Source organism: Ruminococcus sp. AM26-12LB, assembly GCF_003480785.1.
Lineage (GTDB): Bacteria > Bacillota > Clostridia > Lachnospirales > Lachnospiraceae > Blautia_A > Blautia_A fusiformis.
The window spans coordinates 120,541-146,890 of record NZ_QUJX01000002.1 but is presented as its reverse complement, the minus strand read 5'-3'; the positions used below and the strand labels follow the sequence as shown (position 1 = coordinate 146,890).

The following is a 26,350-nucleotide window of genomic DNA, read 5'->3' as shown; positions in this document are numbered from 1 at the left end:
GTTGACAAAGAATTGACCGATTGCTATAATTACGTCCATGAACAAGGGTGTTCTTCAGGAGCGGAAGCTCTCTGAAGTGCACCCTTTTTCTGATTTTGAGGGTAATTATTTTGTGTGATGAGGAAATAAAGGAGAGAATACTATGGGGAATTATACCAGAGAAGAGATTCTTGCAATGGCAGAGGAGGAAGACGTAGAGTTCATCCGCCTCCAGTTTACAGATATGTTTGGAACTCTGAAAAATATTGCGATCACAGCAAGAGAGCTTCCAAGAGCCCTGGATAACCAGTGCGTTGTATATGGCTCTCATATTGCGGGCATTGTGGGAGAAAAGGAGCCGGATCTGATCCTGTATCCGGATTATAATACTTTTTCAATTCTTCCATGGCGTCCTCAGCAGGGAAAGGTTGCAAGACTGATCTGTGATATGCGCCGTGCAGACGGATCAGAGCATGAGATGAGCTCCAGATATATTCTGAAAAAAACAGCGCAGGCAGCAGAGGAGGCAGGGTATACCTGTTATGTTGACCCGGAATGCGAGTTTTTCCTGTTTCATATTGATGATAACGGAATGCCTACAACGGTTTCTCACGAAAAGGCCGGATATCTGGATGTAAGTCCGGTGGACTTAGGCGAAAATGCAAGACGTGACATGGTACTGACTCTTGAGGATATGGGATTTGAGGTGGAATCCTCTCATCATGAGACAGCACCTGCACAGCATGAGATCGCCCTTCATTACGGGGAAGCACGTGAGATGGCAGACGAAGTTATAACCTTTAAGATGGCAGTAAGAACTGTAGCCAAACGTCATGGACTTCATGCGACATTTATGCCGAAGCCAAGACGGGAAGTAAACGGTTCAGCCATGCATATCCATTTTTCACTGTTTAAAAATGGAAAAAATATTTTCGTGGATCCGGAGGATCCGTCCAGATTAAGTGAAGAGGCATACTATTTTATCGGAGGTCTTCTGGCTCACAGCCGTGAGATGACTCTGATCACCAATCCGCTTGTAAATTCTTATAAGCGTCTTGTACCTGGATTTGATGCGCCTACAGAGCTGACCTGGACGAGAAATAACCAGAATTCACTGGTAAGGATTTCGAGAGTCAATGGTGCTGATACCAGGATCGAGCTTCGAAGCCCGGATGCTGCATCCAACCCATACCTTGTTTTTGCGGTATGCCTGGCAGCGGGCCTGGATGGAATCCAGAAGAAGATCTATCCTACAAAAGCTTCTAACCGTTCTCTTTCCGAGTCGGATCAGAAGGAACAGGGTATCGAGAATTTACCGGAGAACCTGCGGGAAGCGATCACACTGTTTGAGGACAGCAGCTGGATGAAGGAAATCCTTGGAGAAGCTTTCTGCAAACAGTATGCGCAGGCAAAGAGAAAAGAGTGGTTGCGTTATTCCCAGGAGATTTCCGACTGGGAGATCGAGGAGTATCTGTATCGGATCTGATGAACGAGGCATAATGGGACGAAAGAGAGTGGCGGCTTATGAACACGAGTATCGTGATTGCATTACCGAAAATAGAAGATGCCAAAAAGATCCGCACAGTCCTTAACCGATATGGATTCACGGTGGCGGCAGTATGCAATTCAGGTGCCAATGCCCTTGCCAGTATCTCGGAGCTTGATGGCGGCGTTCTGCTTTGCGGTTATCATCTTCAGGATATGTACTACCGTGATCTTCTGGACTATATGCCGGATTATTTTGAAATGCTGCTTATGGCCTCCCGGGGAGTGATCAGTGAGGCGCCAACATCCATTTTATGCGTGGGAATGCCTCTGAAAGTCGGAGATCTGGTAAATACGGTAAGCATGATGCTTTCCCAGATCGAAAGGCGCTGGAAAAAAGATAAGAAAAAGCCGAAGCAGCGTTCATGGAAAGAACAGAATTATATTTCAAATGCAAAGATGCTTTTAATGGAAAGAAATCACCTGAGCGAGGATGACGCATACCGCTATATCCAGAAATGCAGTATGGATTCCGGGACCAATATGGTGGAGACGGCCCAGATGGTTCTGATGCTTTTATATGATTCTGTGTAAAAAACAACAAAAAACAGCAGAGCGGACAGGAATGATCTGTTCTGAATGACTGATATCACACCGGATCGGGAAAAATTCCGCAGGGGATTTCCTGATTCGGTGAAACTACTTTGAATTGGAGGATGAGGGAATGGAATTTATGGATGGAATCTGTAAGACTAGAGAATGTGCCTGGGATGTGCTTCTTTCTGAGAGCATGAAAGACCAGGAAGCAACAGTGGAAGGTGCAATACACAGCATCCGTAATATGGGTGACGTGGCATTTGTGATACTTCGAAAAAAAGAAGGGCTTTTTCAGACCGTATATGAAAACGACAAGACAAATGTTTCCATTCATGATCTGAAGGAGGCAATGTGTGTGCGCCTCACAGGAACTCTTCATGAGGAAGAAAGAGCGCCTCACGGAAGAGAACTCCGCATCAGCCATGTGGAGATCCTTTCCTCACCTGCAGAGCCTCTTCCGCTGGCCATCGACAAATGGAAGCTGAACACTTCCCTGGAGGCAAAGCTGAATTATCGTCCTATCGCCCTGCGTAATGTGCAGGAGCGTGCAAAATTCAAGATCCAGGAGGCTCTGGTGCGGGCATTTCGTGATTACCTCTATGAGAAGGGGTTCACCGAGATCCACACACCGAAGATCGGAGCCAGAGGTGCAGAGGGTGGTGCAAACCTGTTTAAGCTGAGTTATTTCCATAAACCGGCAGTTCTGGCACAGAGCCCGCAGTTTTATAAACAGATGATGGTAGGTGTTTTTGACCGTGTATTTGAGACCGGCCCTGTATTCCGTGCAGAGAAGCATAACACAAAACGTCATCTGAATGAATATACAAGCCTTGATTTTGAGATGGGCTATATCAACGGATTTGAGGATATCATGGAGATGGAAACCGGATTTCTCCAGTATGCGGTAGAACTTCTTAAGAAAGACTACGCTCATGAGCTTTCCATTCTGAAGGTGGAGCTTCCGAAGGTGGACAAGATCCCGGCAGTACGTTTTGACAAGGCCAAAGAGCTGGTAGCTGAAAAATATAATCGTAAGATCCGCAACCCATATGATCTGGAGCCGGAGGAAGAAGCGCTGATCGGAAGATATTTCAAAGAAGAATATGATGCTGATTTTGTTTTTGTCACACATTATCCGTCTAAGAAGCGTCCGTTCTATGCAATGGATGATCCGTCAGATGAGAAATTTACATTAAGCTTTGACCTTCTGTTCAAGGGACTTGAGGTAACTACAGGCGGACAGCGTATCCATGATTATCAGATGCTGAAGGATAAGATCGCAGCCCGTGGTATGGATGAAGAGGGTATGGAGCAGTACCTGGATACCTTCAAGCATGGAATGCCGCCTCATGGAGGACTTGGAATTGGACTGGAACGTCTTACCATGCAGATCCTCGGAGAAGAAAACGTTCGTGAGACCTGTCTGTTCCCACGTGATATGAACAGACTTGAGCCGTAATAAGGAGAAAAAAGATGGCAAAGATAATCGATGATGAAACAATGGAAAATGTCTGCATCCTTGCAAAGCTTTCTCTGACAGAGGATGAAAAGGAAAAAGCAAAAGAGGACATGCAGAAGATGCTGGACTATGTAGACAAGCTGGATGAACTGGACACTTCTTCCGTAGAGCCCATGTCCCATATTTTTGAGGATGAAAATGTATTTCGTGAAGATATTGTGACAAACGGAGACAATCATGAGGCGATGCTTGCCAATGCACCGAAACAGAAAGAAAACCAGTATCAGGTTCCGAAAACAATTGGATAAGACAGGAGACAGGACATGGATTTGGGAAAATTAACCGCATTACAGCTTGCGGAAAAGACCAAGCAGCATCAGATAAGCGTCCTGGACGGTGTGAAATACGTATTTGATCAGATCGAAGCAAAAGAGGACAAGGTCCACGCTTATCTTGATACTTACAAAAAAGAAGCCTATGCAAGAGCAAAAGAGGTACAGAAGGGCATTGAGGATGGAACCTATACAGGACCTCTTGCCGGTGTACCTATTGCAATTAAGGATAATATCTGCGTTAAGGGAAAAACAACTACCTGTGCATCAAAGATCCTTGAGAATTTTGTGCCGCAGTACAATGCCGAGGTTATTGACCGTCTGGAACAGGCAGGTCTTGTGATCATCGGAAAGACAAACATGGATGAGTTCGCCATGGGAAGTACCACAGAGACATCCGCTTACGGCGTCACCAGAAACCCGTGGGATCTGGAGCATGTTCCGGGCGGCTCCTCCGGCGGTTCCTGTGCGGCAGTGGCAGCAGGAGAGACTTACCTGGCACTGGGGTCTGATACCGGCGGTTCCATCCGTCAGCCAAGCTCCTACTGCGGTGTTACCGGAATCAAACCGACCTACGGAACAGTATCCCGTTACGGACTGGTCGCCTATGCATCCTCTCTGGATCAGATCGGACCGGTAGGAAAGGATGTTGCGGACTGTGCGGCACTTCTTGAGATCATTGCCGGACACGATGCCAAGGACAGCACATCCATGAAGAGAGAGGATCTTGATTTCTCCGCTTCTATGACAGATAAGATCGTGGGAATGAAATTCGGCGTGCCGAAGGAATATCTCTCAGAGGGACTGAACCCGGAGGTAAAAGAGGCCTTTATGAATACGCTGAAGAGCCTTACCGAGATGGGCGCAGTGGTAGAATTTTTCTCCATGAAGACAACAGAATATATGATCCCTGCCTACTATATCATTGCCAGCGCAGAGGCCAGCTCAAACCTGGAGCGCTTTGACGGCGTGAAGTACGGTTTCCGTGCAAAAGAGTACGAGGGGCTTCATGATATGTACAAGAAGACAAGGACTGAAGGTTTCGGCGAGGAAGTAAAGCGCCGTATCATGCTTGGCTCCTTTGTGTTAAGCTCCGGTTACTACGATGCTTATTATCTGAAAGCACTTCGCACAAAAGCCCTTATCAAAAAGGAATTTGATCAGGCCTTTTCCAAATATAATGTTCTTCTTGCCCCGGCATCACCGTTTACGGCGCCGAAGCTTGGAGAGAGCTTGAAAGACCCGCTTGCCATGTATCTTGGCGATATTTATACGGTAGCAGTAAACCTGTGCGGACTTCCCGGAATCACAGTTCCATGCGGAAAAGACGCAGCAGGACTTCCGATCGGGATCCAGATGATCGGTGACTGCTTCAAAGAAAACAACCTGTTCCGCGCAGCACATGCATATGAGAAAAAACGCGGCGATTTCGGAACAGCAATGGAAGGGGGAGAAAAGGCATGAAACAGTATGAGACAGTCATAGGACTTGAGGTGCATGTGGAGCTTGCCACAAAAACAAAGATCTTCTGCGGTTGCTCCACAGAATTCGGAGGCGCACCAAATACACATACCTGCCCGGTCTGCACCGGTATGCCGGGCTCTCTTCCGGTCCTCAACAAAAAAGTGGTAGAGTTTGCCATCAAGGCAGGTCTTGCGGCAAACTGTCATATCCATCAGTACTGTAAGTTTGATCGTAAGAACTATTTTTACCCGGATAACCCCCAGAACTATCAGATCTCTCAGCTGTATCTGCCGATTTGCTATGACGGAGCTGTTGAGATCGAGACTTCCGCAGGCAAAAAGACTGTACGTATCCATGAGATGCATATGGAGGAGGATGCCGGTAAGTTGATCCATGATGAGTGGGAAGACTGCTCCCTGGTTGACTACAACCGAAGCGGGGTACCGCTGATCGAGATCGTATCCGAGCCGGATATGAGAAGCTCCGAGGAGGTTATCGCATATCTGGAAAAGCTCCGCTGCACCATGCAGTATCTTGGAGTTTCTGACTGTAAGCTCCAGGAGGGCTCCATGCGTGCCGATGTCAACCTTTCTGTCCGTGAGGTGGGAAGTGAGACCTTCGGAACAAGAACAGAGATGAAGAACCTGAACTCCTTCAAGGCCATTGCGAGAGCAATCGAAGGAGAGAGAGAACGTCAGATCGAGCTTCTGGAAGAAGGAAGAGCCGTTGTACAGGAGACAAGAAGATGGGACGATAACAAAGAGTCTTCTCATGCTATGCGTTCCAAGGAGGATGCAAAGGATTACCGTTACTTCCCGGACCCGGATCTTCCGCCGATCCACATTTCCGATGCATGGATCGAAGAGCTACGTACTTCCATTCCGGAGCTTCGTGAAGCCAAGATGGAGCGTTATCAGAAGGAGTATGAGCTTCCGGTTTATGATGCAGGGATCCTGACCGAATCCAGACATCTGGCAGGACTTTTTGAGGAGACAGCAGTTCTTCTCGGAAACCCGAAAAAGGTGGCAAACTGGTTTATGGTGGAGGTTCTCCGCCTGACAAAGGACAAGGGCCTTGATCCGGAAAGGGTAAGCTTTACCCCGAAGCATCTGGCAGACCTTCTTTCCATGGTGGAGAAAAAAGAGGTCAGCGCACAGAATGCCAAGAAAGTATTTGAAAAAGTGTTTGACGAGGATATTGATCCGGTTGTATATATAGAAGAGAATGGTCTTAAGATCGTAGAAGATACAGGCCTTCTCACCGAAACTGTGAAAAAGATCGTAGATGCAAACCCTGGACCGCTGGCAGAGCTTCTGGGCGGCAAGGATAAGGTTATGGGATTTTTTGTAGGACAGCTGATGAGAGAACTGAAAGGCAAGGCAAATCCTGACAGCGTCAGAAAAGCACTGGCAGAGGAAATTGAGAGAAGGAGATAAAATACTATGGTTACAGTAAATCAGAATTATTTAAAACTTCCGGGAAGCTATCTGTTTTCCAATATCGCAAAGAAGGTAAGCGCATATAAGGAGGCCAATCCGGAATTTAAGGATTCTGTGATCAGTCTTGGAATCGGTGATGTGACACAGCCGCTTGCACCGGCGATCATCGATGCCCTTCATAAATCCGTAGACGAGATGGCACACGCAGAAACCTTCCACGGATATGCTCCGGATCTCGGATATGAATTCTTAAGAAGTGCCATTGCAAAAAATGATTATCAGTCCAGAGGCTGCGACATCAGCGCAGACGAGATCTTTGTTTCCGATGGAGCAAAAAGTGATTCCGGAAACATCCAGGAGATCTTCGGACTGGATAACAAGGTTGCAGTTTGCGACCCGGTTTATCCTGTATATGTAGATACCAACGTTATGGCCGGACGTACTGGTCTTTATAACAAAGAGCGTGAGAACTTTGACGGTGTGATCTACATGCCCTGCAAAGAGGAGAATGGTTTCCTTCCGGAGATACCGGCAGATGAAGTACCGGATCTGATCTATCTCTGCTTCCCGAACAATCCTACCGGCGGTGCTATCACAAAGGCAGCTCTTCAGGAGTGGGTCGACTACGCCAACAAAAACGGCTGCGTGATCATCTATGATGCAGCATATGAGGCATATATTTCCGAGGAGGATGTCCCGCACAGCATTTATGAGTGCGAGGGTGCGAGAACCTGTGCCATCGAGCTTCGAAGCTTTTCCAAAAATGCTGGCTTTACAGGCGTTCGTCTTGGATTTACTGTTGTTCCGAAGGAACTGGTGCGTGATGGCGTAGAGCTTCACAGTCTCTGGGCAAGACGCCACGGAACCAAGTTTAACGGTGCTCCGTACATTGTACAGAGAGCAGGCGAGGCTGTTTACTCTCCGGAGGGAAAAGCACAGCTGAAGGAGCAGATCGCTTATTACATGCGTAATGCAAAGACGATCCTGGAGGGACTTTCCGCAGCAGGATTTTCCGTGTCTGGTGGAAAAAATGCTCCATATATCTGGCTGAAAACACCGGATCAGATGACCTCCTGGGAGTTCTTTGATTATCTCCTTGAGAAAGCACACATCGTAGGAACACCAGGTTCAGGCTTTGGTGCACATGGTGAGGGATATTTCCGTCTGACAGCATTCGGAAGCTATGAGAATACTCTTGAGGCAATTGAGAGAATTAAAAATCTGTAATATGAGTATAAATTGCGGAGCAGGTCTTTGTAAAAGAGCTGCTTCGTTTTTTTACCGAATCAAAGAAATATTCTGCTTCATTGCGAATATCCACTTGATCTGGATCAAAGAAGCTCCCGGCAGGGTTGCGAAAAGCAATAAGCAGTGGGAAAAATTTGCCTGTAAGTTAATTTGTGAAAATAACAATAAGGATTGCGAAAATTTATCATATCATTTATAATTGTACAGGAAGTAAGGCACAGGCCGCAGAAAGCCTGTGTTCATAAAATTTCACAAATTTACGCAATCACGAAAGGGGATTTTATCATGGGTATCAGAAGAGTAGAAAATATGTGCGGCGGTAAAGGCCATGTGATCATCAAAGACATTCTTGAGGGAGACGAGCTGAAGGGAAAATGCGGACTTTACGCACAGGTTACCATCGAAAAAGGATGTTCTCTGGGATACCATGAGCATCATGGCGAGACAGAAACCTACTATATCTTAAGCGGTGAAGGCGAGTACGACGATAACGGCGTGAAACGCCCGGTAAAGGCCGGCGACATCACCATCACACCAGATGGAAAAGGACACGGTCTTACCAATACAGGCGACACAGATCTTGTGTTCATGGCACTGATCATTTTTGACTGATCCATATAGAAGAAAACAGAAGTGAGACAGAAGGGCAGCCTTTTTGAAGAGGCTGCTCTTTTTACGACTGAGGCGTAACCTGTGTCGGAGTATAAATTCTGGGATGAAAGATTCTCTGTCTCAGATTGTTATTAAACGAAATGTATTAATTGTATAAACAAAAAATATTTTTGGATTTTTTTAGAAAAAAACTGTTGACATACAAAAAGCACTTTGCTATACTATCACTTGTCGCGAGGGAGAAGATAAAGAATCCCGAAGAAATGCGATATGCGGAAGTGTCGGAACTGGCAGACGAGCAAGACTAAGGATCTTGTGAGCATTGCGCTCGTGTGGGTTCAAGTCCCATCTTCCGCATTTTTTATTTAGGAAACCTGCATCTGGAAACGGATGCAGGTTTTTTTGTTACCTAAAAATATCTGTAAAAAAGGAATCCGGATAGAATATATCGTGTTTATATGTTATGATAGAAGAAAATGGAAGGAGCATAGTCATATGAGAAGAAAAAGTGCAGGAAAAAAGCTCATGGCCGTACTTATAGCGGCAAGCCTGGCGCTGACTCCGGCAGAGCTGACAGTGGCGGCAGAAATGGAACCAGAGGGTGAGGAAGCAGCATTTTTGGCAGAAGAAAGTGGAGATACTGCATCCTCAGATCCGGAAGATACTGCAGAGACGGAAACAGAGATCACAGATGGATCAGCTGCCATAGAGGAGCAGGAAACCACAGATACAGATACCGGGAACAACGTACAGGAGAATGCGGAAACCGGCGTAATGGAGCCTGGTGAAGAAGCGCCAGAGGGTACTGCGGAAGAGGAAGAACTGGAGGCTCCGGAAGCGGCAATGGATGAAGAGGAAGCGTTGGAGGAATGCGAACAGGCAGAAGAAAACGCAGCTTTTGATGATGGAACGAAGGATGCAGTGCAGGCATCCGCAGAATACTCTGATGGAAAATTTACGTGGGTACTGGACGGGAATGGAACACTGACCATTACGGGAAATAACATGGAGTTGACAAAAAATGAGATATCTGAAAGTGCTTTGGAGAAGGCAGGCATCGATTTTTCTAGAGTAAATAAGCTTGTAATCGGGAATGGGATCACAGGCTTTGATAGATGGGGCATGTGGAATCTGAAAAAATATATTAAGGAACTGGAAATCCATGGAAATGCAGGCATGAATATGCCGGAGCAATGCTTTTACGATGTGCCAAATATAGAGAGTGTGGTGATATCCGGTGCAGTGGATGTGCCGAGAGATATGTTTGGAAAATGTACCGGGCTGAAAAAGGTTACATTAAAAAATGGAGTGAGGTCTATTGGAGAGGATGCCTTTCGAGATTGCAGCAGTCTGGAGAGTGTGATATTTGAGAATACAGTATTGGAAAAAATCAGTGACGGAGCATTTTGGGGCTGCAGTGCGCTGAGTTCTATTGCGTTACCGGATTCCGTAACAGAAATAGAAAGGAATGCATTTTTCGAGACCGGACTCAGAAATATCCAGCTTCCGGAAAAACTGACGCTGATAGGAGGAGGGGCATTTTGTAACTGCAAAAATCTGAAGCAGGTACAGCTTCCGCCTCAATTAAAAGAGCTGGGTGAGGGTGCATTTTTTAACTGCGAAAATCTGACACAGATCCAGCTTCCGGCTCAGTTAAATAAATTAGGGACAGATGCATTCAGAAATTGTACATCATTGGATAAGATTGACATACCTGCCGGTCTGACGCAGATCGAGCCTGATACATTTTGCAATACCGGGCTGACCAGTGTGACCTTACATGAGGGACTGACGAAGATCGAAGATGGGGCGTTTCATGATTGCCTTAAGCTGAAAAAGATCCGTATTCCGAAATCAGTTACAGATATTGGTGGACTGGCATTAGGAATACGTTATAACAGGGGAAATGGTGCAGAGGAAGTTATTCCCGGTGGTTTTACAGTAGAAGGTTATACAGGCTCGGCAGCGGAACGATATGTAAAGAGAATGCATCAAAGTGAAAATTTATATCATGTATTTTTTAAAGATGTGAAATTTGTTTCCATTGGTGGACAGACTGCAGCGGTTACCAATATCAGCAAAACAAAGATATCTGCACTTAAGACCAGGGCCTTTACCGGAAAGCCGCTGACCCAGGCACTTACCATAACCTACGGCGGTAAGAAGCTTGTAAACGGAAGGGATTACACCCTTACCTGGAAGAATAATAAAAACATCGGAACTGCATCCGTTACTATCAAAGGAAAAGGAAAATATAACGGTTCTGTTACAAAAAAATTCCGGATCACGGTTCAGAAAAACGCGGTCTATACAGTCAGCAGGCTGAAATATAAGATATCCAATGCAGACACGTCCGGCAAGGGAACTGTAGTCTTTACCGGAGCTACGGACAAGGCAGCAAGAAAGGCCCTTACGATCCCGACAACAGTAAAGATCGGAGGAAAAAATTTCAGAGTGACAGCCATTGGAGGTTCTGCAATGAGCGGAGCAAAGAAACTGACAACAGTGAAAATCGGAGCGAATATAATGACAGTAGGTGCGAAAGCCTTCTGCGGCTGCAGTAACCTCTCCAATGTAACGATCTTCAGCACAAAGCTTACGACAGCGAAGACAGGAGCCAATGCGTTTAAGGGGATCCGTTCCAACTGCAGATTTAAAGTACCGGCTTCCAGGGTAAGTGCATACAAAAAACTCCTCCGTGCAAAGGGTGCCGGACCAAAGATAATCGTGACAAAATAACAGAAAAACCGAAAAAATAGAAAACTTTTGAAAAAAGGTGTTGACATACAAGATCCACTTTGCTATACTATCACTTGTCGCGAGGGAGAAAATAAAAAATCCCAAGGAAATGCGGTCATGCGGAAGTGTCGGAACTGGCAGACGAGCAAGACTAAGGATCTTGTGAGCATTGCGCTCGTGTGGGTTCAAGTCCCATCTTCCGCATTGGAAATTTCCAATGAAATGCGATATGCGGAAGTGTCGGAACTGGCAGACGAGCAAGACTAAGGATCTTGTAAGCATTGCGCTTGTGTGGGTTCAAGTCCCATCTTCCGCATGACTTTAAAACAGAGCTGTGAATTGCAGCTCTGTTTTTGGCTATATGAAAGTAAATTATTGCATGCCTGCACTGGTGAGAAGCTGAAATGGGAAGATCTGCGTGATATATTTGTATTCGTTTCATATACAATAGGATAATTTTGGACATCTTAAGGGCTGATCAGACCGTAACTCCAATATTTTTTGAATTATTTTTTCAGAAAAGAGGAATTTGTGGTTTTGTGTAGAATATAATTAACAGAGGGTATTTTGTCGCCGCTGTTTGTCAGACTGTGGAGGAAATGCTTATGAACATCAGAGAGAGCATGGAACAGAGAGAACGGGAGCTTTTGAGTCCTTATGCTTCTCACAGCGCAGATACCAGAGGCCGGGAGCATCCGGAAGAGGAATGCGATGTGCGGACAACGTATCAGAGAGACAGAGACAGGATCCTTCACTGTAAGGCTTTTCGCCGTATGAAGGATAAGACACAGGTGTTTCTGGCACCACAGGGAGATCATTACCGTACCAGGCTGACACATACACTGGAGGTATCGCAGATCGCCCGGACTATTGCCAAGGCACTTCGCTTAAATGAAGATCTGGTGGAAGCGATCGCTCTGGGACATGATCTGGGGCATACGCCTTTTGGACATGCAGGAGAGAGAGCGCTGGATCAGGTACATCCGGGTGGCTTTGCACACTATAGGCAGAGCGTCCGGGTCGTGGAAGTACTGGAGAAGAACGGAAACGGGCTGAACCTTACCTGGGAAGTCCGCAATGGGATCATGAATCACCGCACCAGTGGAAATCCTTTCACACTGGAAGGACAGGTGGTACGTTTTTCTGACAAGATTGCCTATATCCACCATGATATGGACGATGCCCAGCGGGCAGGGATCATCACAGAAGATGATATTCCTGTCACAATGAGAACTTTTCTGGGCTATACCACGAGAGAACGGCTGAATACTTTCGTACATAATATTATAGAGAACAGTATGGGGAAAGACAGCATCTCCATGTCGCCGGATGTTTTTGAGGCGATGATGGAGCTTCGGGCGCTGATGTTCCGGAATGTCTATGAGAATCCGGTTGCCAGGAAGGAAGAGGATAAAGTGATCCAGATGCTGAGTGAACTGTACGGATATTATACTGACCATCCGGAGGCAATGTCCCGGGAATACAGGGAACTGGTGGAATACCGGGGAGTACCTAAGGAACAGGCAGTATGTGATTATATTTCGGGAATGACGGATCAGTATTCCATGGAGAAATTCAGGGAGATCTATATACCGAGAGCCTGGGAGGTCTATTAAATGGAAAAGAGGGATAAGCATGCGTTATTCAGATGACATCATAGAAGAAGTCCGAATGAAAAATGACATTGTAGACGTGATATCCCAGTATGTGAAACTGACACGGAGGGGGAGTTCCTATTTTGGGCTGTGTCCCTTCCATAATGAGAAAACCCCTTCCTTTTCCGTAACGCCATCCAAGCAGATGTATTACTGCTTTGGCTGCGGGGCAGGAGGAAACGTATACAATTTTATCATGGAATATGAGAATTACTCGTTTGGTGAGGCGCTGTCACATCTGGCTGACCGGGCAGGGGTAGAGCTTCCGAAGATCGAGTATTCCAGAGAAGCCAGAGAAAAAGCAGAACAGAGAGCAAATCTTCTGGAGATCAACAAGCTGGCAGCGCAGTACTTTTATTATCAGCTCCGAAGAGAAGGCGGAAAGACGGCTTACGGATATCTGACAGGAAGAGGTCTTTCCGAGGAAACCATCCGTAAATTCGGTCTTGGATATTCGGATAAGTATAGTGATGATCTGTACAAATATCTTAAGGGTAAGGGCTACAGTGATGAACTTCTCAGGGAATCCGGCCTGTTCAATGTAGATGAGCGGCGAGGCATGTATGATAAGTTCTGGAACCGTGTGATCTTCCCGATCATGGATGTAAACAACCGGGTCATTGGTTTCGGAGGTCGTGTCATGGGAGATGGCAAGCCCAAGTACCTGAATTCACCGGAGACGAAGATCTTTGATAAGAGTCGGAATCTTTACGGGCTGAATGTGGCCAGGACCACCAGGAAGAATTATCTGATCCTCTGTGAGGGATATATGGATGTGATCGCCATGCATCAGGCAGGCTTTACCAATGCAGTGGCGTCGCTTGGAACTGCACTGACCTCTGGACATGCAAGTCTTGTGAAACGTTACACCAAGGAAGTCCTGCTTCTTTATGACAGTGACGGTGCAGGGATCCGGGCGGCCCTTCGTGCGATCCCGATCCTGCGGGAGGCGGGAGTCACGTCCAGGGTAGTAAGCCTGAAGCCCTGGAAGGATCCGGACGAGTTCATCAAGAATGAAGGAGCGGAGGCCTTTGAGGAACGTCTGGACCGGGCCATGGACAGCTTTATGTTCCGTGTACATATTGCGGAACAGGAATTTGCCATGGATGCACCCCAGGGACAGAATCAGTTTTTTGAGCGGTGTGCCGGGATGCTTCTGGAGCTTTCCGATGAACTGGAGAGGAATCTTTATATAGAAGCCATTGTAAAGGAATACGGCCGCTATGGAGTGGGCACGGAGGATATCCGGAAAAGGGTCAACACGCTGGCTCTGAAGGGAACGCCTGCAGAGAAACGGATCCAGCCAAAGTCCGGGACTCCGGAAACAAAGAAAAAGGAATCCGCCGCAGACAAAGCACAGAAGCTGATGCTGACCTGGCTTGTAAATTATCCGGGTATTTTTGAACAGGTGGAAAAATACATTTCCCCTTCCGATTTTGTGGTACCGCTGTATAAAGAGGTAGCCCAGATGCTGTTTGAACAGCATAAGGAGGGAGAGACCAATCCGGGAAAGCTTCTCAACGCCTTTACAGACAGTGAGGAGCAGCGGGAGGTGGCATCTCTTTTTAACGCCACCATCCATCTGGAAAACGAAGGAGAACAGCAGAGGGCTTTTTCCGATGCGCTGTTGCGGATCAAGGAAGAAAGCCTCAAAGAAAAAAACCGTACCTGGGACCCGTCAGACATGGCCGGGCTTCAGGAACTGATAAAAGCCAAAAAAGAACTGGAAGACCTTGGAAGAAAGAGGCAGCAGCTGCATATTTCTTTCAATTAAGGATAAAATATAAACACTATATGGAGGTATAGAGCACCTATGGAAATGAATATGGCAAAATTCAGCGAGAAACTTGTAGAGCTTCTTGAACTTGCAAAAAAGAAAAAGAATGTGCTGGAATATCAGGAGATCAGCGACTTTTTCAAGGACTCTCCACTGGAAGTGGATCAGATGGAGAAGGTTTTTGACTTCCTGGAGGCCAGCGGTGTGGACGTTCTCCGTATCACAGAAAACAGCGGTGACGAACTCCTCCTTGATAACGATATGGATATGGATGGGATGGAAGATGAAGAAGAGGTAGAGCTTGATAAGATCGACCTCTCTGTACCGGAAGGTGTCAGCATCGAGGATCCGGTCCGTATGTACCTGAAAGAGATCGGTAAAGTCAGTCTGTTAAGTGCAGATGAGGAGATCGAGCTTGCCAAGAGAATGGAAAAGGGGGATGAAGCTGCCAAGAAACGTCTGGCAGAGGCCAATCTCCGTCTTGTTGTCAGCATTGCAAAGCGTTATGTTGGACGTGGAATGCTGTTCCTCGACCTGATCCAGGAGGGAAATCTTGGCCTTATCAAAGCTGTTGAAAAATTTGATTACAGAAAAGGCTACAAGTTCAGTACCTATGCAACCTGGTGGATCCGTCAGGCTATCACAAGAGCCATTGCAGATCAGGCACGTACCATCCGTATCCCTGTGCATATGGTTGAGACTATCAACAAGCTGATCCGTGTTTCCCGTCAGCTGCTCCAGGAGCTTGGACGTGAACCTACGCCGGAGGAAATCGCTGAGGAGATGGACATGCCGGTAGACCGTGTACGTGAGATCCTTAAGATCTCCCAGGAGCCGGTATCTCTGGAAACTCCTATCGGTGAGGAGGAAGACAGTCATCTTGGCGATTTCATCCAGGATGATAATGTTCCGGTACCTGCAGATGCAGCTGCATTTACACTTCTGAAGGAGCAGCTGGTAGAAGTCTTAAGTACGCTTACTGACCGTGAACAGAAGGTTCTCCGCCTCCGTTTCGGACTGGACGACGGACGTGCCAGAACTCTGGAGGAAGTTGGTAAAGAGTTCAATGTCACAAGAGAGCGTATCCGTCAGATCGAGGCAAAAGCTCTGCGCAAGCTGCGTCATCCCAGCCGCAGCCGCAAGCTGAAGGATTATCTTGACTGATAAAAATATATCCGTACAGCTTTCCATGCGTCTTCGTGCCATTGCCGGTATGGTAACAAAAGGAAACCGGCTGGCAGACGTAGGATGTGACCATGGCTATCTGTCGATCTGGCTTGTCAGTGAAAAAACAGTTCCGTCAGCCATTGCCATGGATGTACGTCCGGGACCGCTTTCAAGAGCCAGGGAGAATATTACCCGTTATGGCCTTGAAGATTACATAGAGACCCGTTTGAGCGACGGGCTTGCGAAGCTTGAGCCGGGAGAAGGTGATACCCTGGTGATCGCGGGAATGGGTGGTCCTCTGATGGAAAGGATATTAAAGGATGGAGCGAAGGTCCGGGAGGGGTTTCAGGAACTGATCCTGCAGCCTCAGTCGGACCTTCCTCATTTCCGGCATTTTCTTTCTGAGATCGGCTGGGAGATCGTAAGGGAAGAAATGATAAAAGAAGACGGAAAATTTTATCCTATGATGAAAGCGGTACGTAACAATTCGGGAGAAAAGACTGTTTACACAGAGGAAGAGGCCTGGTTTGGACCTCTCCTTCTGAAAAAATGTCACCCGGTCCTTAAAGAGTATCTTCTACGGGAGGAAATGATCCGTAAGAAAATACTTGCCGGTCTTTCCGGGGCAGAGTCTGTTTCCGCAAAAACTCGTCTGGCAGAAGTAAAGGAGGAAATGGAGCTGATCCATACAGCTCTGAAACGATATGAAAGCATATGAACTGATCGAATGGCTGAATGAGCATCATCCGCAAAAATTTGCGGAGGACTGGGATAATGTGGGACTGCTGGTGGGAGATGACCAGAAAGAGATTTCCCATGTATTTCTTGCACTGGATCTTACGGAACCGGTGTTGGATGAGGCGGTGTCTGCTGGTGCGGATATGATCCTTACCCATCACCCAATGATCTTTTCCGGAATCAAAAAGATCAACAACCATACCTTTACCGGAAGAAAGATCCTCCGTCTGATAAAGGAGGATATCCCGTATTTTGCCATGCATACCAATTATGATGTGATCGGAATGGCAGATTTAAGCGCAGAGCATCTGAAGCTTCAGGATACAAGGGTGCTTACAGTTACCGATGGATCCGGGGAGCAGCCGGAGGGGTTCGGAAGAGTAGGAAAGCTTCCCCATGTTATGACTCTTGGTGAGTTTGGAAAATATGTAAAAGAATGCAATCATCTTCCGGATGTGCGGGTTTACGGTGATCTGGATCGGAAGATCGAGACTGTGGCGATCTGTACAGGAAGCGGAAAGAGTATGATCGGTGATGTAATGGCCGCCGGTGCGGATGTATATGTGACCGGAGATATTGATTATCATACTGCCATCGATACTATGGCAGATGGTCTGGCAATCGTAGATGCCGGACATTACGGTACAGAGTATATTTTTGCGGAAGCTATGGAGAAGGAACTGAATGCGGCATTCTCTGCGCTTAAGACAACCTGCGCCAGTGTGAAAAATCCATATACTGTTTTGTAAAAGCGGATTGCAAAAAGTGCTTGTATTCATGAATATGTAGTGGGACGGAATACGATTATCCGTTTCGGAAAAATGAATTGTGCAACACATGGCTGTCCGAAAAAATCGGGCAGCTGTATAAATATGTAAGCCTGTGGAGGGGATCGTTATGGAACAGACAATGATTAAAGTGACCATAAACGGAGAAACAAGGGAATACCCCAAAATGACACCGTATTCTGAGATCATAAGGGATTATGAGGGCAAAACAGAGTATCCGGTGATCCTTGTGACTGAGAACGGAAAGCTCCGTGAGCTTCACAAGAAGCTTCAGCATGACTGTACACTGGGATTTATAACCGCAAAGGACAGTGCCGGTCGAAAAACCTATCGGAGAAGTGCGATCTTTATTCTTTTGAAGGCAATTTTTGATGTAGCTGGAAAAGAGAATGTGGATCATGTTGTGATCCATTATTCTATTGGAAATGCTCTTTATTTTACCATGAAAGGCAGTGCTACCCTGGATCAGGAGCTTCTTGACCGGGTAAAAGTGCGGATGCGGGAACTGGTAGAACGGAAGCTTCCGATTTGCAAACGCAGTGTCAGCACGGATGATGCCGTTTCCATGTTCCACAGGCATCATATGTATGATAAAGAAAAGCTGTTCCGTTATCGACGGGTTTCCAGAGTGAATATTTACAGCCTGGAAAATTTTGAGGATTATTTTTACGGATTTATGGCACCAGATACCGGCTATGTGAAGTATTTTGATCTGCAGCTTTATGATGAAGGCTTTGTGCTGATCCTTCCGAGGCAGAAAAACCCGGATGTGCTGGAGCCTTTTGAACCCCAGGATAAGATCTTCCATGTGCAGAAGGAATCGGAAGAGTGGGGCGATAAGCTGGATGTTGCCACTGTAGGAGATCTCAATGACCGGATCACAAGAGAAGGTGTGCAGAGCCTGATGCTGATCCAGGAGGCACTCCATGAGGCCAAGATTTCTTCGATTGCCGAGGAGATCCGGAGAAGGGGCAATGTAAAGTTCGTAATGATCGCAGGCCCGTCTTCTTCCGGAAAGACCAGTTTTTCTCATAGATTATCTATTCAGCTTTCTGCTCATGGTCTGAAGCCGCATCCCATTGCTGTGGATAACTATTTTGTGGATCGTGAACATACGCCGTTGGATGAATTCGGAGAAAAGAATTATGAGTGTCTGGAAGCCATTGACACGAAGCAGTTTAATGAAGATATGCTGAATCTTCTTTCGGGAAAAAACGTGGATCTTCCTATATTTAATTTCAAGACCGGATGCAGGGAATACCGGGGAGACCAGCTTCAGCTTGGAAAAGATGATATCCTGGTTATCGAAGGCATTCACGGGCTTAATGACAAGCTGAGTTATGCCCTTCCAAAAGAGAGTAAGTTTAAGATCTATATCAGTGCGTTGACACAGCTGAACATTGATGAGCATAACCGGATCCCCACAACGGATGGAAGACTGATACGCCGAATTGTCCGTGATGCACGTACACGTGGAACTTCCGCAAAGGATACCATTGCAAGGTGGCCTTCTGTACGGAGAGGCGAGGAGCAGAATATTTTTCCGTTCCAGGAGGAAGCAGATGTGATGTTTAATTCAGCTCTTGTGTATGAGCTTGCCTGCCTGAAGGTTTATGCGGAACCGCTGCTTTTTGGAATTGACAAGAGTGAACCGGAGTATCAGGAGGCGAAGCGGCTTTTGAAGTTCCTGGATTATTTTGTGCCGGTGCCCAGTGAGGGTGTTCCGTTTAATTCGCTTCTGAGGGAGTTTATTGGCGGTAGTTGTTTTAATGTATAAATTAATTGTATGAATAAAAAAAGCTATGTGTAGATATAAGGCTCTATGCAATGCAGATATCGGTTGGCACAAAGATGAGAAAATTAGGATTTCTCTGTGCATAGGATCTGTGGTGTGTGGAGCCTTTTGAGTGTGAATCGGAAAAGTTAAAGTTTTCTGTGGTGCTGCGGATGGATAACGGGATTTACAGGGCTTAAAGGAAAGGGAAAATGATCATGAAAGAAAAAGTACAACTGACAAAACTGGCTCCAAACTGTGGCTGTGCAGCTAAGGTAGGACCGGGGACTCTGGCGGGAGTTCTTGGAGGGCTGCCAAAGTTCTCTGATCCGGATCTTCTGGTTGGAACAGACACTTCGGATGATGCTGCCGTTTATAAGGTTTCCGAAGATCTGGCACTGATCCAGACACTGGATTTTTTTACTCCGGTGGCAGATGATCCTTATGATTTCGGGCAGATCGCGGCGGCAAATGCATTGAGTGATGTATATGCCATGGGTGGAACTCCGAAGACAGCTTTGAATATTGTGGCGTTTCCGAAGGATATGGATGTGGAGATCCTCGGGGAGATCCTGCGTGGTGGTGCAGATAAGGTGATGGAGGCTGGTGCGGTTCTTGCCGGTGGCCATACGATCCAGGATGATACACCAAAGTATGGGCTCAGTGTGACGGGTTTTGTAGATCCGAGGAAGTTCTGGAAGAATTTTGGAGCGCAGACCGGGGATAAGCTGATCCTGACGAAGGCGCTGGGTGCGGGGATCGTGAATACGGCGATCAAGGCGGATCTGGTGACGGAAGGTGCACGTAAGGCGGTTTTGGCTTCCATGAAGAAACTGAACCGGGATGCCTGTGAGGTTTTAAAAAAGTTTGAGGTTCATGCCTGTACGGATGTGACGGGGTTTGGTCTTGGGGGACATGCTACGGAGATGGCTGTGGCCAGTGACCGGACGGTTGTGATCGATACGGAGAAGCTGCCGGTGCTTCCGGATGTGAAGGAGTTTGCTTCTATGGGATTGATTCCGGGTGGGGCTTACAGGAACCGGGAGTTTGCTGAGAAAACCGGAGTGAAGAGTTCGGCGGTACTCTGGCGGGAGGATCTGGTGTTTGATCCGCAGACTTCTGGGGGATTGCTGGCGGCGGTTCCGGAGAGGGATGTGCCGGAGATCATGAAGCGGCTGGATGCGGCTGGTCTGCAGGCTGGGGTGATCGGTGAGGTTGTGGATCGGCAGGAGTGGACGTTGGTGCTCCGGTAGGAAATTAATTTACGAACAAATGTTTGGACGATAACGTCAGAGTGGATGGTTGCGTAGGGGGATACTGCTGGGGAAAGTGGTGGTAGCAGAATGACGGATGGTGGATGGCGGACGACGGACGCCTGGGGGAGAGGATATCGGTCCGGGCAGGGACTCCGTCGGGGGATACTACTAGGACTCCGTGAGTCGGCTAAAAGCATTGTGGCAGGGCCAGAACTCGCCGTTGGCTCAGACAGCTGACCCTGCCGCAATAACGCCGACTCCCGCAGCCCAAGTAGTTATCACCCCTCCTCCGCAGCAGCCCAAACCGATATCCTCTCCCCCAGGCTGGTGCATCCAACTGGTAGGAAAAACATAAAATGTGCGGAGAGTATGGTTGTGAGATGCAGAGAAGGAAAGTTACTGCTCACTGGTAATATTCCGCGAGGTGTTTTTTGTGAGCGAAGGTCACAGAAAACCCGAGCCATACTGTGCGAATTTATGTGATTAGCATAAATTCTGAGCATCGCGAAGCGTGTTATTGAGAATGGAGTGAACAGTAATTCAGGAAATATAGGCTCTGCATTTTTTTAATATATTGTTTGCCTGAGGGATAAAAGCATGGTATTATCATATGAGCGGAAATTGAGAAGACATAAAGAATATGAAAAACAAATATGTGACGGGAAAGGAAGAATTATGGAGAAACATAAACATGAGAGGAGTACATTTTCCGGGAAGATTGGATTTGTACTGTCTGCAGCTGGTGCTTCGGTAGGGCTTGGGAATATATGGAGATTCCCTTATCTGGCGGCAAAGTACGGCGGTGGAATTTTTTTACTGATCTATATCATTTTGGCATTGACCTTTGGATATTCTATGATCGTGGCAGAGACAGCTCTGGGACGTATGACAAAGAAAAGTCCGGTAGGTGCGTTTGGAACTTTTGGTAAATCAAAGTGGCTGTCTTTGGGCGGTTGGATCAATGCGATCATACCGGTTCTGATCGTGCCGTATTATTCCGTGATCGGTGGCTGGGTAATTAAATACTTGGTGGAGTATGTAAAGGGAGGCAGTCAGACTCTTGCTGAAGACGGATATTTTTCTGCTTTTATAGCGGATGGATTTTCTACAGAAACCTGTTTCCTGTTTTTTACACTGCTTACGCTGGTGATCATTTATGCAGGTGTGCAGAATGGCGTGGAACGAGTTTCCAAATTAATGATGCCGATACTGGTATTCTTGTCTGTGGTCATTGTCATTTATTCGGTAACGAGGCCAGGAGCACTGGAAGGTGTGAAATATTTTCTGATACCAAATATCAAAAACTTCTCCTGGATGACAGTGGTTGCGGCAATGGGACAGATGTTTTATTCTCTGTCGATCGCAATGGGTATTCTGGTAACTTTTGGTTCTTATATGAAAAAGGATGTATCTATTGAAGGGTCTACACAAAATGTAGAAATTTTTGACACAGCGATCGCAATGATGGCAGGTCTGATGATCATTCCGGCTGTGTTTGCATTCTCCGGTGGAGATCCGGATACGTTACAGGCGGGACCGGCACTGATGTTTATTACGATTCCGAAGGTATTCGCAAGCATGGGATTTGGAACTCTGGTTGGAATCCTGTTTTTTGTACTGGTTCTCTGTGCAGCCTTGACCAGTTCTATTGCATTGACTGAGAGTGCAGTATCTACTTTTCAGGATGAACTGAAATGGGGACGCAAGAAGGCAACAGTATTTGTCGGAATTATCATGGTTGTTCTCGGAAGTCTTTCTTCTCTTGGCTATGGTCCTCTGGCGTGTGTTAAGATCATTGGAATGCAGTTCCTTGATTTCTTTGATTTCCTGACGAACTCTGTCATGATGCCGATCGCAGCGATTGCTACCTGTCTTCTGATATCCAGAGTAGTTGGTACAAAGAAGATTGAAGAGGAAGTACTGCAGGAAGGTGGTACTTTCCGCAGAAAAAGAATCTTTAATTTTATGATCCAGTATCTTTGCCCAATCTTTGCGGCGATCATTCTTTTCAGTTCTGTGGCAAATGCATTTGGATGGATTTCCATGTAAAAGACATAGGAGACCAAGAAAATTCCAACTTTACAAGTCTATACACCTGTGTTAAAATAGCAGGTGCGCAGCCAGGCCAGGTGATCGCGGCTGGACAGACGAAAGGGTCCAGACGAGGAAAGTCCGGGCTTCACAGGGCAGGATGCCGGATAACGTCCGGTGGAGGTAACTCCCAGACCAGTGCAACAGAAATAAACCGCCCCGTTTTGCGGGGTAAGGGTGGAAAGGCAGTGTAAGAGACTACCGCCGCTGTGGTAACAGAGCGGGCACATGTAAACTCCATTCGAAGCAAGACCGAGAAGAAAGCCATACGGCGGCCCGTCGTGCTTTCAGGTAGGTCGCTGGAGCCTTCTGGCAACGGAAGGCCTAGATAGATGATCACCCAACGACATAACCCGGCTTATCGGTCTGACTGTGTATGATAATAAGCACATAATAAAAGCAACTGTATTTTGCAGATCTGATCTGTGAAATACCAGTTGCTTTTTTGATAAAGAATGACAGCTTTTTATAGTTTCATAGTTTTTTCTTTTTTCAGCTCCAAAATCACATCCAAAGACAAACCGGTAGTTTCAGCGATAGAAGTATCACTGAGTTTTCCTATCAGATTTCGGGCAATTTCAAGCTGCTTTTTCTGGGAACCATTGTTGAAACCATCATTAAAACCATCATTAAACAGCATCTGACCCAAACGTGTCATACGAATACACTCCTTTACATGTTCAAAATCATCATTTTCAAGAAACTTATCTGCCATAGTGTAGAGCATTGCCTCAATTTTTTGCAGATCTTCCGATGGAATATCTTTTGTATTTTCGGTCAGAGAGAATGCCTGAATGAATCGTTCCTTTTGAGAAAGTTGACCATCCATCAGAGGGATAAGTGTTAACGGAACGAGATCAGCCTTTGTAAGAATGTCTTCAGAGGAAAATTTCTCTTTCAGCGTTTCAATCAGCCTATCTGCATTGTGATTCTTCATTATGATCGGAATAATACGATAAGTATTTATTCCTTCAGTAAATGAAGTGACCGGATTTCGGATATTTCCCGAATAAAGAACGTATGTGGTGATAGAAACGCCATACTGATAACTGGTCACAGCTTCATAGGATCGAAAACGCTTCAAACCGGGAATCCCTTCATTCTTACTCTGAAATTCAAAGTGTTTCCACGTACCATCTTCCATGATGAGATTGATATCTTCATAGAATTTCTTAAGATTAAGAACAATGGACTCTGTAGGAGCAGAAGATACAACCTTTCCATCAATGCCAAGATAAGGAATCAGCTCCTCGGCAAAGAATTGAGCGGCAGTCTTTAGAACCGTATCTTCATGCTGAAATACAGTTGCAGAACCGATTTTATCATTTGTAATCATTTCTTTCTGTGTCATAAAAAATCCTTCCTGCAAAAGGAAATCAGAAAGAAATTGTCTGATTACAATATAACAGAAAAAATAAAAACAGACAATACATTTTCCTTTGCGCAACAGCTATGTGTATGTAAACTTGATAAAATGAAAAAATACCAGAATCGGTAGATTATAATAAGAATAGAAATAGAAAAACTAAAAAATGTAATACAGACAATCCTTTCCGGAAATGCAAATCTGTTTCTAAAAGAATAAAATATCTAACACAAAAAGTCAACAATAAAAAAACAGAGGAGCAATGAGCAGAAACCCACCATTTCAAAATCTATGAAAACACAGCGCCCGGTCCCCGCGTCGATATTCAGGCCTTTACAGGAGCCGTAGTAATACTTGGTCTGCGGGAGACTGCGTTATTTTTCAAAATCATGCTGTCTGAGCGACGTCAGGAGCGAGTTCATGATTTTGGAAAATGTTTTTAGCAGTCTTTCGCAGGCTTAGTATTACTAGGCTCCGAAACAGCCAAATATCGAAGCGGGGACCGGACGCGTCCGTTTGTTAATCATGCTCATATGAACTCTATTTATTCCGTTTACCTCTATATTTCTCCTCGCAATACTTACACCGGTAAACCTCATTCTCTTCATCTGCAAGAACAAAAATCTGATCCAGTCCCTGCTCGATGGAAGTAATGCAGCGAGGATTCTTGCATTTGATCACGTTCACAACCTGCTTCGGCAGCTTCAGCTCTTTCTTTGCAACGATCTTTTCGTCCTTGATGATATTTACGGTAATATTATGATCGATAAAACCAAGGATATCCAGATCCAGATCCTCGATGGGGCATTCAACCTTGATGATATCCTTTTTTCCCATTTTCTGGCTGCGGGCATTTTTGATGATAGCAACCGTACAGTCCAGCTTATCCAGCTTCAGGTCATGATAGATCGTCATTGCCTTGCCGGCTTTGATATGATCCAGAACATAACCCTCACGAAGAGCACCTACGTTTAACATGGCAGTTCCACCTCCAGTAATGTAAGAATCAGGGCCATACGGACATACACACCATACTGGACCTGTTTGAAATAAGCGGCACGTGGATCAGAATCCACTTCAACAGAAATCTCGTTAACACGTGGGAGTGGGTGGAGGACATACATATCCTTCGGTGCAAGCTCCATTTTCTGTTTGTCCAGAACATAGAAATCTTTCATGCGGACATAATCCTCTTCGTTGAAGAAACGTTCCTTCTGAACACGGGTCATGTACAGGATATCCAGATCCGGAAGTGCATCCTCCAGACGTTCCTCCTCGACAAACTCGACATTGTTGCGTTTCAGAACATCCTCACGGATATAGCTTGGAATACGAAGCTCCTCCGGAGAAATCAGAACAAATTTCACATTTTCATAACGGACCAGAGCCTCGATCAGAGAGTGAACGGTACGGCCGAATTTCAGGTCACCACAGAGGCCGATGGTAATATTGTCAAGTCTGCCCTTCAGGGAGCGGATAGTTAAAAGATCGGTTAATGTCTGGGTAGGATGCTGGTGGCCGCCATCACCGGCATTGATCACCGGAATATTGGATGACATAGAAGCTACAAGCGGAGCACCCTCTTTCGGATGACGCATAGCACAGATATCTGCATAACAGGAAACAACGCGAATAGTATCGGCAACGCTTTCGCCTTTGGATGCGGAGCTGGAATCAGCAGAAGAAAAACCGAGAACCTTTCCTCCAAGATTCATCATGGCTGCTTCGAAACTTAAACGTGTACGTGTACTTGGTTCGTAAAACAATGTCGCAAGCCTTTTATCATCACAGGTATGCGCATACTTTTTTGGATTTTTCCCGATGTCGTCGGCGAGATTCAGAAGCTTATCAAGCTCTTCAACCGAGAAATCCAATGGACTCATTAAATGTCTCATGTTGTACCTCCAATTATTTACTGGAAATAAGATTCCTTCCAGTTATCATATAATATAACTGTGAGATTTTCAAGAGACTTTCCGAGGATTTTGTCGAAGAAGCCATTCGAAAAAGAGACCGGTAAAAAACCACAGAGGAGCATAGTCCAGTCGGATCACTCCTTTATACTGAAGCGGAACATGAGAATAATCCCAGGGACAGATGTGAAGCTTCTGAAAAAAAGATCCACTTAAAAATTCCACGAAAAAAATCCCGCAGCTGTAAATGATCCCCCGTACCATAACCGGAAAGCGGGCAAGCTTGTAGTAAGCCGGACGGATCAGTGCTGCAAGTCCGTAAACAGGGAACATCAGAAGAGAGGTTTTGCCCATCATAGTAAAATGTCCGGTGACAAGAGAGTGCAGTCCTGTCCATAAGATCTCCAGACACCAGCCTGTAAAACCACACAGAAAAAAATCCTTCTTTTGCATTTTAAAGCTCCTTCTCAT

Annotated in this window: 21 protein-coding genes, 3 tRNA genes and 1 other RNA gene; 21 read left to right on the top strand and 4 right to left on the bottom strand. The window is 46.1% G+C overall.

The features are described 5' to 3' along the window. Positions 1 to 142 precede the first annotated feature (142 nt). The 21 genes from DW694_RS01880 to rnpB all read left to right on the top strand — a co-directional run bounded on the left by DW694_RS01880 (position 143) and on the right by rnpB (position 22,977). Entirely contained in the window at positions 143 to 1,465 is a 1,323-nt protein-coding gene (locus DW694_RS01880) for a glutamine synthetase family protein (RefSeq protein ID WP_118608257.1), read from the top strand. 38 nt (positions 1,466 to 1,503) lie between these two features. Then, positions 1,504 to 2,058 carry an ANTAR domain-containing protein gene (locus tag DW694_RS01875; RefSeq protein ID WP_015525749.1) on the top strand — a complete coding sequence of 185 codons (555 nt, stop codon included), beginning with the start codon at positions 1,504 to 1,506 and terminating at the stop codon, positions 2,056 to 2,058. Between the two features lie 130 nt (positions 2,059 to 2,188). Further along, positions 2,189 to 3,520 (top strand): aspartate--tRNA(Asn) ligase, encoded by a 1,332-nt coding sequence (gene aspS, locus DW694_RS01870; RefSeq protein WP_059085246.1) that lies wholly within the window; start codon positions 2,189 to 2,191, stop codon positions 3,518 to 3,520. A gap of 14 nt (positions 3,521 to 3,534) precedes the next feature. Next, positions 3,535 to 3,828, top strand: a complete 294-nt coding sequence (gene gatC, locus DW694_RS01865) for an Asp-tRNA(Asn)/Glu-tRNA(Gln) amidotransferase subunit GatC (RefSeq protein WP_110102034.1) — start codon at positions 3,535 to 3,537, stop codon at positions 3,826 to 3,828. A gap of 15 nt (positions 3,829 to 3,843) precedes the next feature. Next, positions 3,844 to 5,316, top strand: coding sequence for an Asp-tRNA(Asn)/Glu-tRNA(Gln) amidotransferase subunit GatA (gene gatA / locus DW694_RS01860; RefSeq protein WP_118752452.1), 1,473 nt, complete (start codon positions 3,844 to 3,846; stop codon positions 5,314 to 5,316). Beyond that, entirely contained in the window at positions 5,313 to 6,752 is a 1,440-nt protein-coding gene (gene gatB, locus DW694_RS01855) for an Asp-tRNA(Asn)/Glu-tRNA(Gln) amidotransferase subunit GatB (RefSeq protein WP_118752451.1), read from the top strand. The genes gatA and gatB overlap by 4 nt, the downstream gene beginning before the upstream one ends. Positions 6,753 to 6,758: 6 nt before the next feature. Then, positions 6,759 to 7,982, top strand: coding sequence for an LL-diaminopimelate aminotransferase (locus DW694_RS01850; protein ID WP_021651140.1), 1,224 nt, complete (start codon positions 6,759 to 6,761; stop codon positions 7,980 to 7,982). 306 nt (positions 7,983 to 8,288) lie between these two features. Then, complete coding sequence (locus DW694_RS01845; RefSeq protein ID WP_015525755.1) at positions 8,289 to 8,615, top strand: cupin domain-containing protein; 327 nt, start codon at positions 8,289 to 8,291, stop codon at positions 8,613 to 8,615. A gap of 272 nt (positions 8,616 to 8,887) precedes the next feature. Further along, positions 8,888 to 8,972, top strand: a tRNA-Leu gene (locus tag DW694_RS01840). Between the two features lie 138 nt (positions 8,973 to 9,110). Further along, positions 9,111 to 11,354: a leucine-rich repeat domain-containing protein gene (locus DW694_RS01835; protein ID WP_182465470.1), complete on the top strand. Its 2,244-nt coding sequence runs from the start codon at positions 9,111 to 9,113 to the stop codon at positions 11,352 to 11,354. Between the two features lie 119 nt (positions 11,355 to 11,473). Next, positions 11,474 to 11,558 (top strand) — tRNA-Leu (locus DW694_RS01830). A gap of 27 nt (positions 11,559 to 11,585) precedes the next feature. After that, positions 11,586 to 11,670, top strand: a tRNA-Leu gene (locus DW694_RS01825). A 289-nt stretch (positions 11,671 to 11,959) separates the two neighbouring features. Next, positions 11,960 to 12,970: a deoxyguanosinetriphosphate triphosphohydrolase gene (locus tag DW694_RS01820; protein WP_015525757.1), complete on the top strand. Its 1,011-nt coding sequence runs from the start codon at positions 11,960 to 11,962 to the stop codon at positions 12,968 to 12,970. Positions 12,971 to 12,989: 19 nt separating this feature from the next. After that, on the top strand, positions 12,990 to 14,783 hold the full coding sequence (gene dnaG, locus DW694_RS01815) for a DNA primase (RefSeq protein ID WP_118752449.1): 1,794 nt from the start codon (positions 12,990 to 12,992) through the stop codon (positions 14,781 to 14,783). A 39-nt stretch (positions 14,784 to 14,822) separates the two neighbouring features. Further along, positions 14,823 to 15,950: an RNA polymerase sigma factor RpoD gene (rpoD, locus tag DW694_RS01810; RefSeq protein ID WP_021651146.1), complete on the top strand. Its 1,128-nt coding sequence runs from the start codon at positions 14,823 to 14,825 to the stop codon at positions 15,948 to 15,950. After that, positions 15,943 to 16,671, top strand: coding sequence for a class I SAM-dependent methyltransferase (locus tag DW694_RS01805; RefSeq protein ID WP_243113438.1), 729 nt, complete (start codon positions 15,943 to 15,945; stop codon positions 16,669 to 16,671). The genes rpoD and DW694_RS01805 overlap by 8 nt, the downstream gene beginning before the upstream one ends. Further along, positions 16,658 to 17,440, top strand: coding sequence for a Nif3-like dinuclear metal center hexameric protein (locus DW694_RS01800; RefSeq protein ID WP_118752448.1), 783 nt, complete (start codon positions 16,658 to 16,660; stop codon positions 17,438 to 17,440). The genes DW694_RS01805 and DW694_RS01800 overlap by 14 nt, the downstream gene beginning before the upstream one ends. Before the next feature lie 148 nt (positions 17,441 to 17,588). Then, a complete protein-coding gene (locus tag DW694_RS01795) occupies positions 17,589 to 19,256 on the top strand; it encodes a nucleoside kinase (RefSeq protein ID WP_182465469.1) in 1,668 nt (555 codons plus the stop codon). Between the two features lie 215 nt (positions 19,257 to 19,471). Next, positions 19,472 to 20,506: a selenide, water dikinase SelD gene (selD, locus tag DW694_RS01790; RefSeq protein ID WP_330389301.1), complete on the top strand. Its 1,035-nt coding sequence runs from the start codon at positions 19,472 to 19,474 to the stop codon at positions 20,504 to 20,506. Positions 20,507 to 21,184: 678 nt separating this feature from the next. Further along, a complete protein-coding gene (locus DW694_RS01785) occupies positions 21,185 to 22,558 on the top strand; it encodes a sodium-dependent transporter (protein WP_092069463.1) in 1,374 nt (457 codons plus the stop codon). 68 nt (positions 22,559 to 22,626) lie between these two features. Next, positions 22,627 to 22,977: RNase P RNA component class A (gene rnpB / locus DW694_RS01780), an RNA gene on the top strand. Positions 22,978 to 23,066: 89 nt separating this feature from the next. Here the strand turns inward: rnpB and DW694_RS01775 are convergent. The 4 genes from DW694_RS01775 to DW694_RS01760 all read right to left on the bottom strand — a co-directional run bounded on the left by DW694_RS01775 (position 23,067) and on the right by DW694_RS01760 (position 26,332). After that, complete coding sequence (locus DW694_RS01775) at positions 23,067 to 23,951, bottom strand: hypothetical protein (RefSeq protein ID WP_059085225.1); 885 nt, start codon at positions 23,949 to 23,951, stop codon at positions 23,067 to 23,069. Between the two features lie 555 nt (positions 23,952 to 24,506). Further along, entirely contained in the window at positions 24,507 to 24,944 is a 438-nt protein-coding gene (locus tag DW694_RS01770; protein WP_015525765.1) for an aspartate carbamoyltransferase regulatory subunit, read from the bottom strand. Further along, a complete protein-coding gene (pyrB, locus tag DW694_RS01765) occupies positions 24,938 to 25,861 on the bottom strand; it encodes an aspartate carbamoyltransferase (protein ID WP_022426605.1) in 924 nt (307 codons plus the stop codon). Before pyrB ends, DW694_RS01770 begins: the two co-directional genes overlap by 7 nt. 69 nt (positions 25,862 to 25,930) lie before the next feature. Next, entirely contained in the window at positions 25,931 to 26,332 is a 402-nt protein-coding gene (locus DW694_RS01760; protein WP_022426606.1) for a hypothetical protein, read from the bottom strand. Between the last annotated feature and the right edge of the window lie 18 nt (positions 26,333 to 26,350).

Coding starts and splice junctions, on each gene's coding strand:
- DW694_RS01880 (WP_118608257.1), top strand. CDS start 143: ATGGGGAATTATACCAGAGAAGAGATTCTTGCAATGGCAGAGGAGGAA.
- DW694_RS01875 (WP_015525749.1), top strand. CDS start 1,504: ATGAACACGAGTATCGTGATTGCATTACCGAAAATAGAAGATGCCAAA.
- aspS (WP_059085246.1), top strand. CDS start 2,189: ATGGAATTTATGGATGGAATCTGTAAGACTAGAGAATGTGCCTGGGAT.
- gatC (WP_110102034.1), top strand. CDS start 3,535: ATGGCAAAGATAATCGATGATGAAACAATGGAAAATGTCTGCATCCTT.
- gatA (WP_118752452.1), top strand. CDS start 3,844: ATGGATTTGGGAAAATTAACCGCATTACAGCTTGCGGAAAAGACCAAG.
- gatB (WP_118752451.1), top strand. CDS start 5,313: ATGAAACAGTATGAGACAGTCATAGGACTTGAGGTGCATGTGGAGCTT.
- DW694_RS01850 (WP_021651140.1), top strand. CDS start 6,759: ATGGTTACAGTAAATCAGAATTATTTAAAACTTCCGGGAAGCTATCTG.
- DW694_RS01845 (WP_015525755.1), top strand. CDS start 8,289: ATGGGTATCAGAAGAGTAGAAAATATGTGCGGCGGTAAAGGCCATGTG.
- DW694_RS01835 (WP_182465470.1), top strand. CDS start 9,111: ATGAGAAGAAAAAGTGCAGGAAAAAAGCTCATGGCCGTACTTATAGCG.
- DW694_RS01820 (WP_015525757.1), top strand. CDS start 11,960: ATGAACATCAGAGAGAGCATGGAACAGAGAGAACGGGAGCTTTTGAGT.
- dnaG (WP_118752449.1), top strand. CDS start 12,990: ATGCGTTATTCAGATGACATCATAGAAGAAGTCCGAATGAAAAATGAC.
- rpoD (WP_021651146.1), top strand. CDS start 14,823: ATGGAAATGAATATGGCAAAATTCAGCGAGAAACTTGTAGAGCTTCTT.
- DW694_RS01800 (WP_118752448.1), top strand. CDS start 16,658: ATGAAAGCATATGAACTGATCGAATGGCTGAATGAGCATCATCCGCAA.
- DW694_RS01795 (WP_182465469.1), top strand. CDS start 17,589: ATGGAACAGACAATGATTAAAGTGACCATAAACGGAGAAACAAGGGAA.
- selD (WP_330389301.1), top strand. CDS start 19,472: ATGAAAGAAAAAGTACAACTGACAAAACTGGCTCCAAACTGTGGCTGT.
- DW694_RS01785 (WP_092069463.1), top strand. CDS start 21,185: ATGGAGAAACATAAACATGAGAGGAGTACATTTTCCGGGAAGATTGGA.
- DW694_RS01775 (WP_059085225.1), bottom strand. CDS start 23,951: ATGACACAGAAAGAAATGATTACAAATGATAAAATCGGTTCTGCAACT.
- DW694_RS01770 (WP_015525765.1), bottom strand. CDS start 24,944: ATGTTAAACGTAGGTGCTCTTCGTGAGGGTTATGTTCTGGATCATATC.
- pyrB (WP_022426605.1), bottom strand. CDS start 25,861: ATGAGACATTTAATGAGTCCATTGGATTTCTCGGTTGAAGAGCTTGAT.
- DW694_RS01760 (WP_022426606.1), bottom strand. CDS start 26,332: ATGCAAAAGAAGGATTTTTTTCTGTGTGGTTTTACAGGCTGGTGTCTG.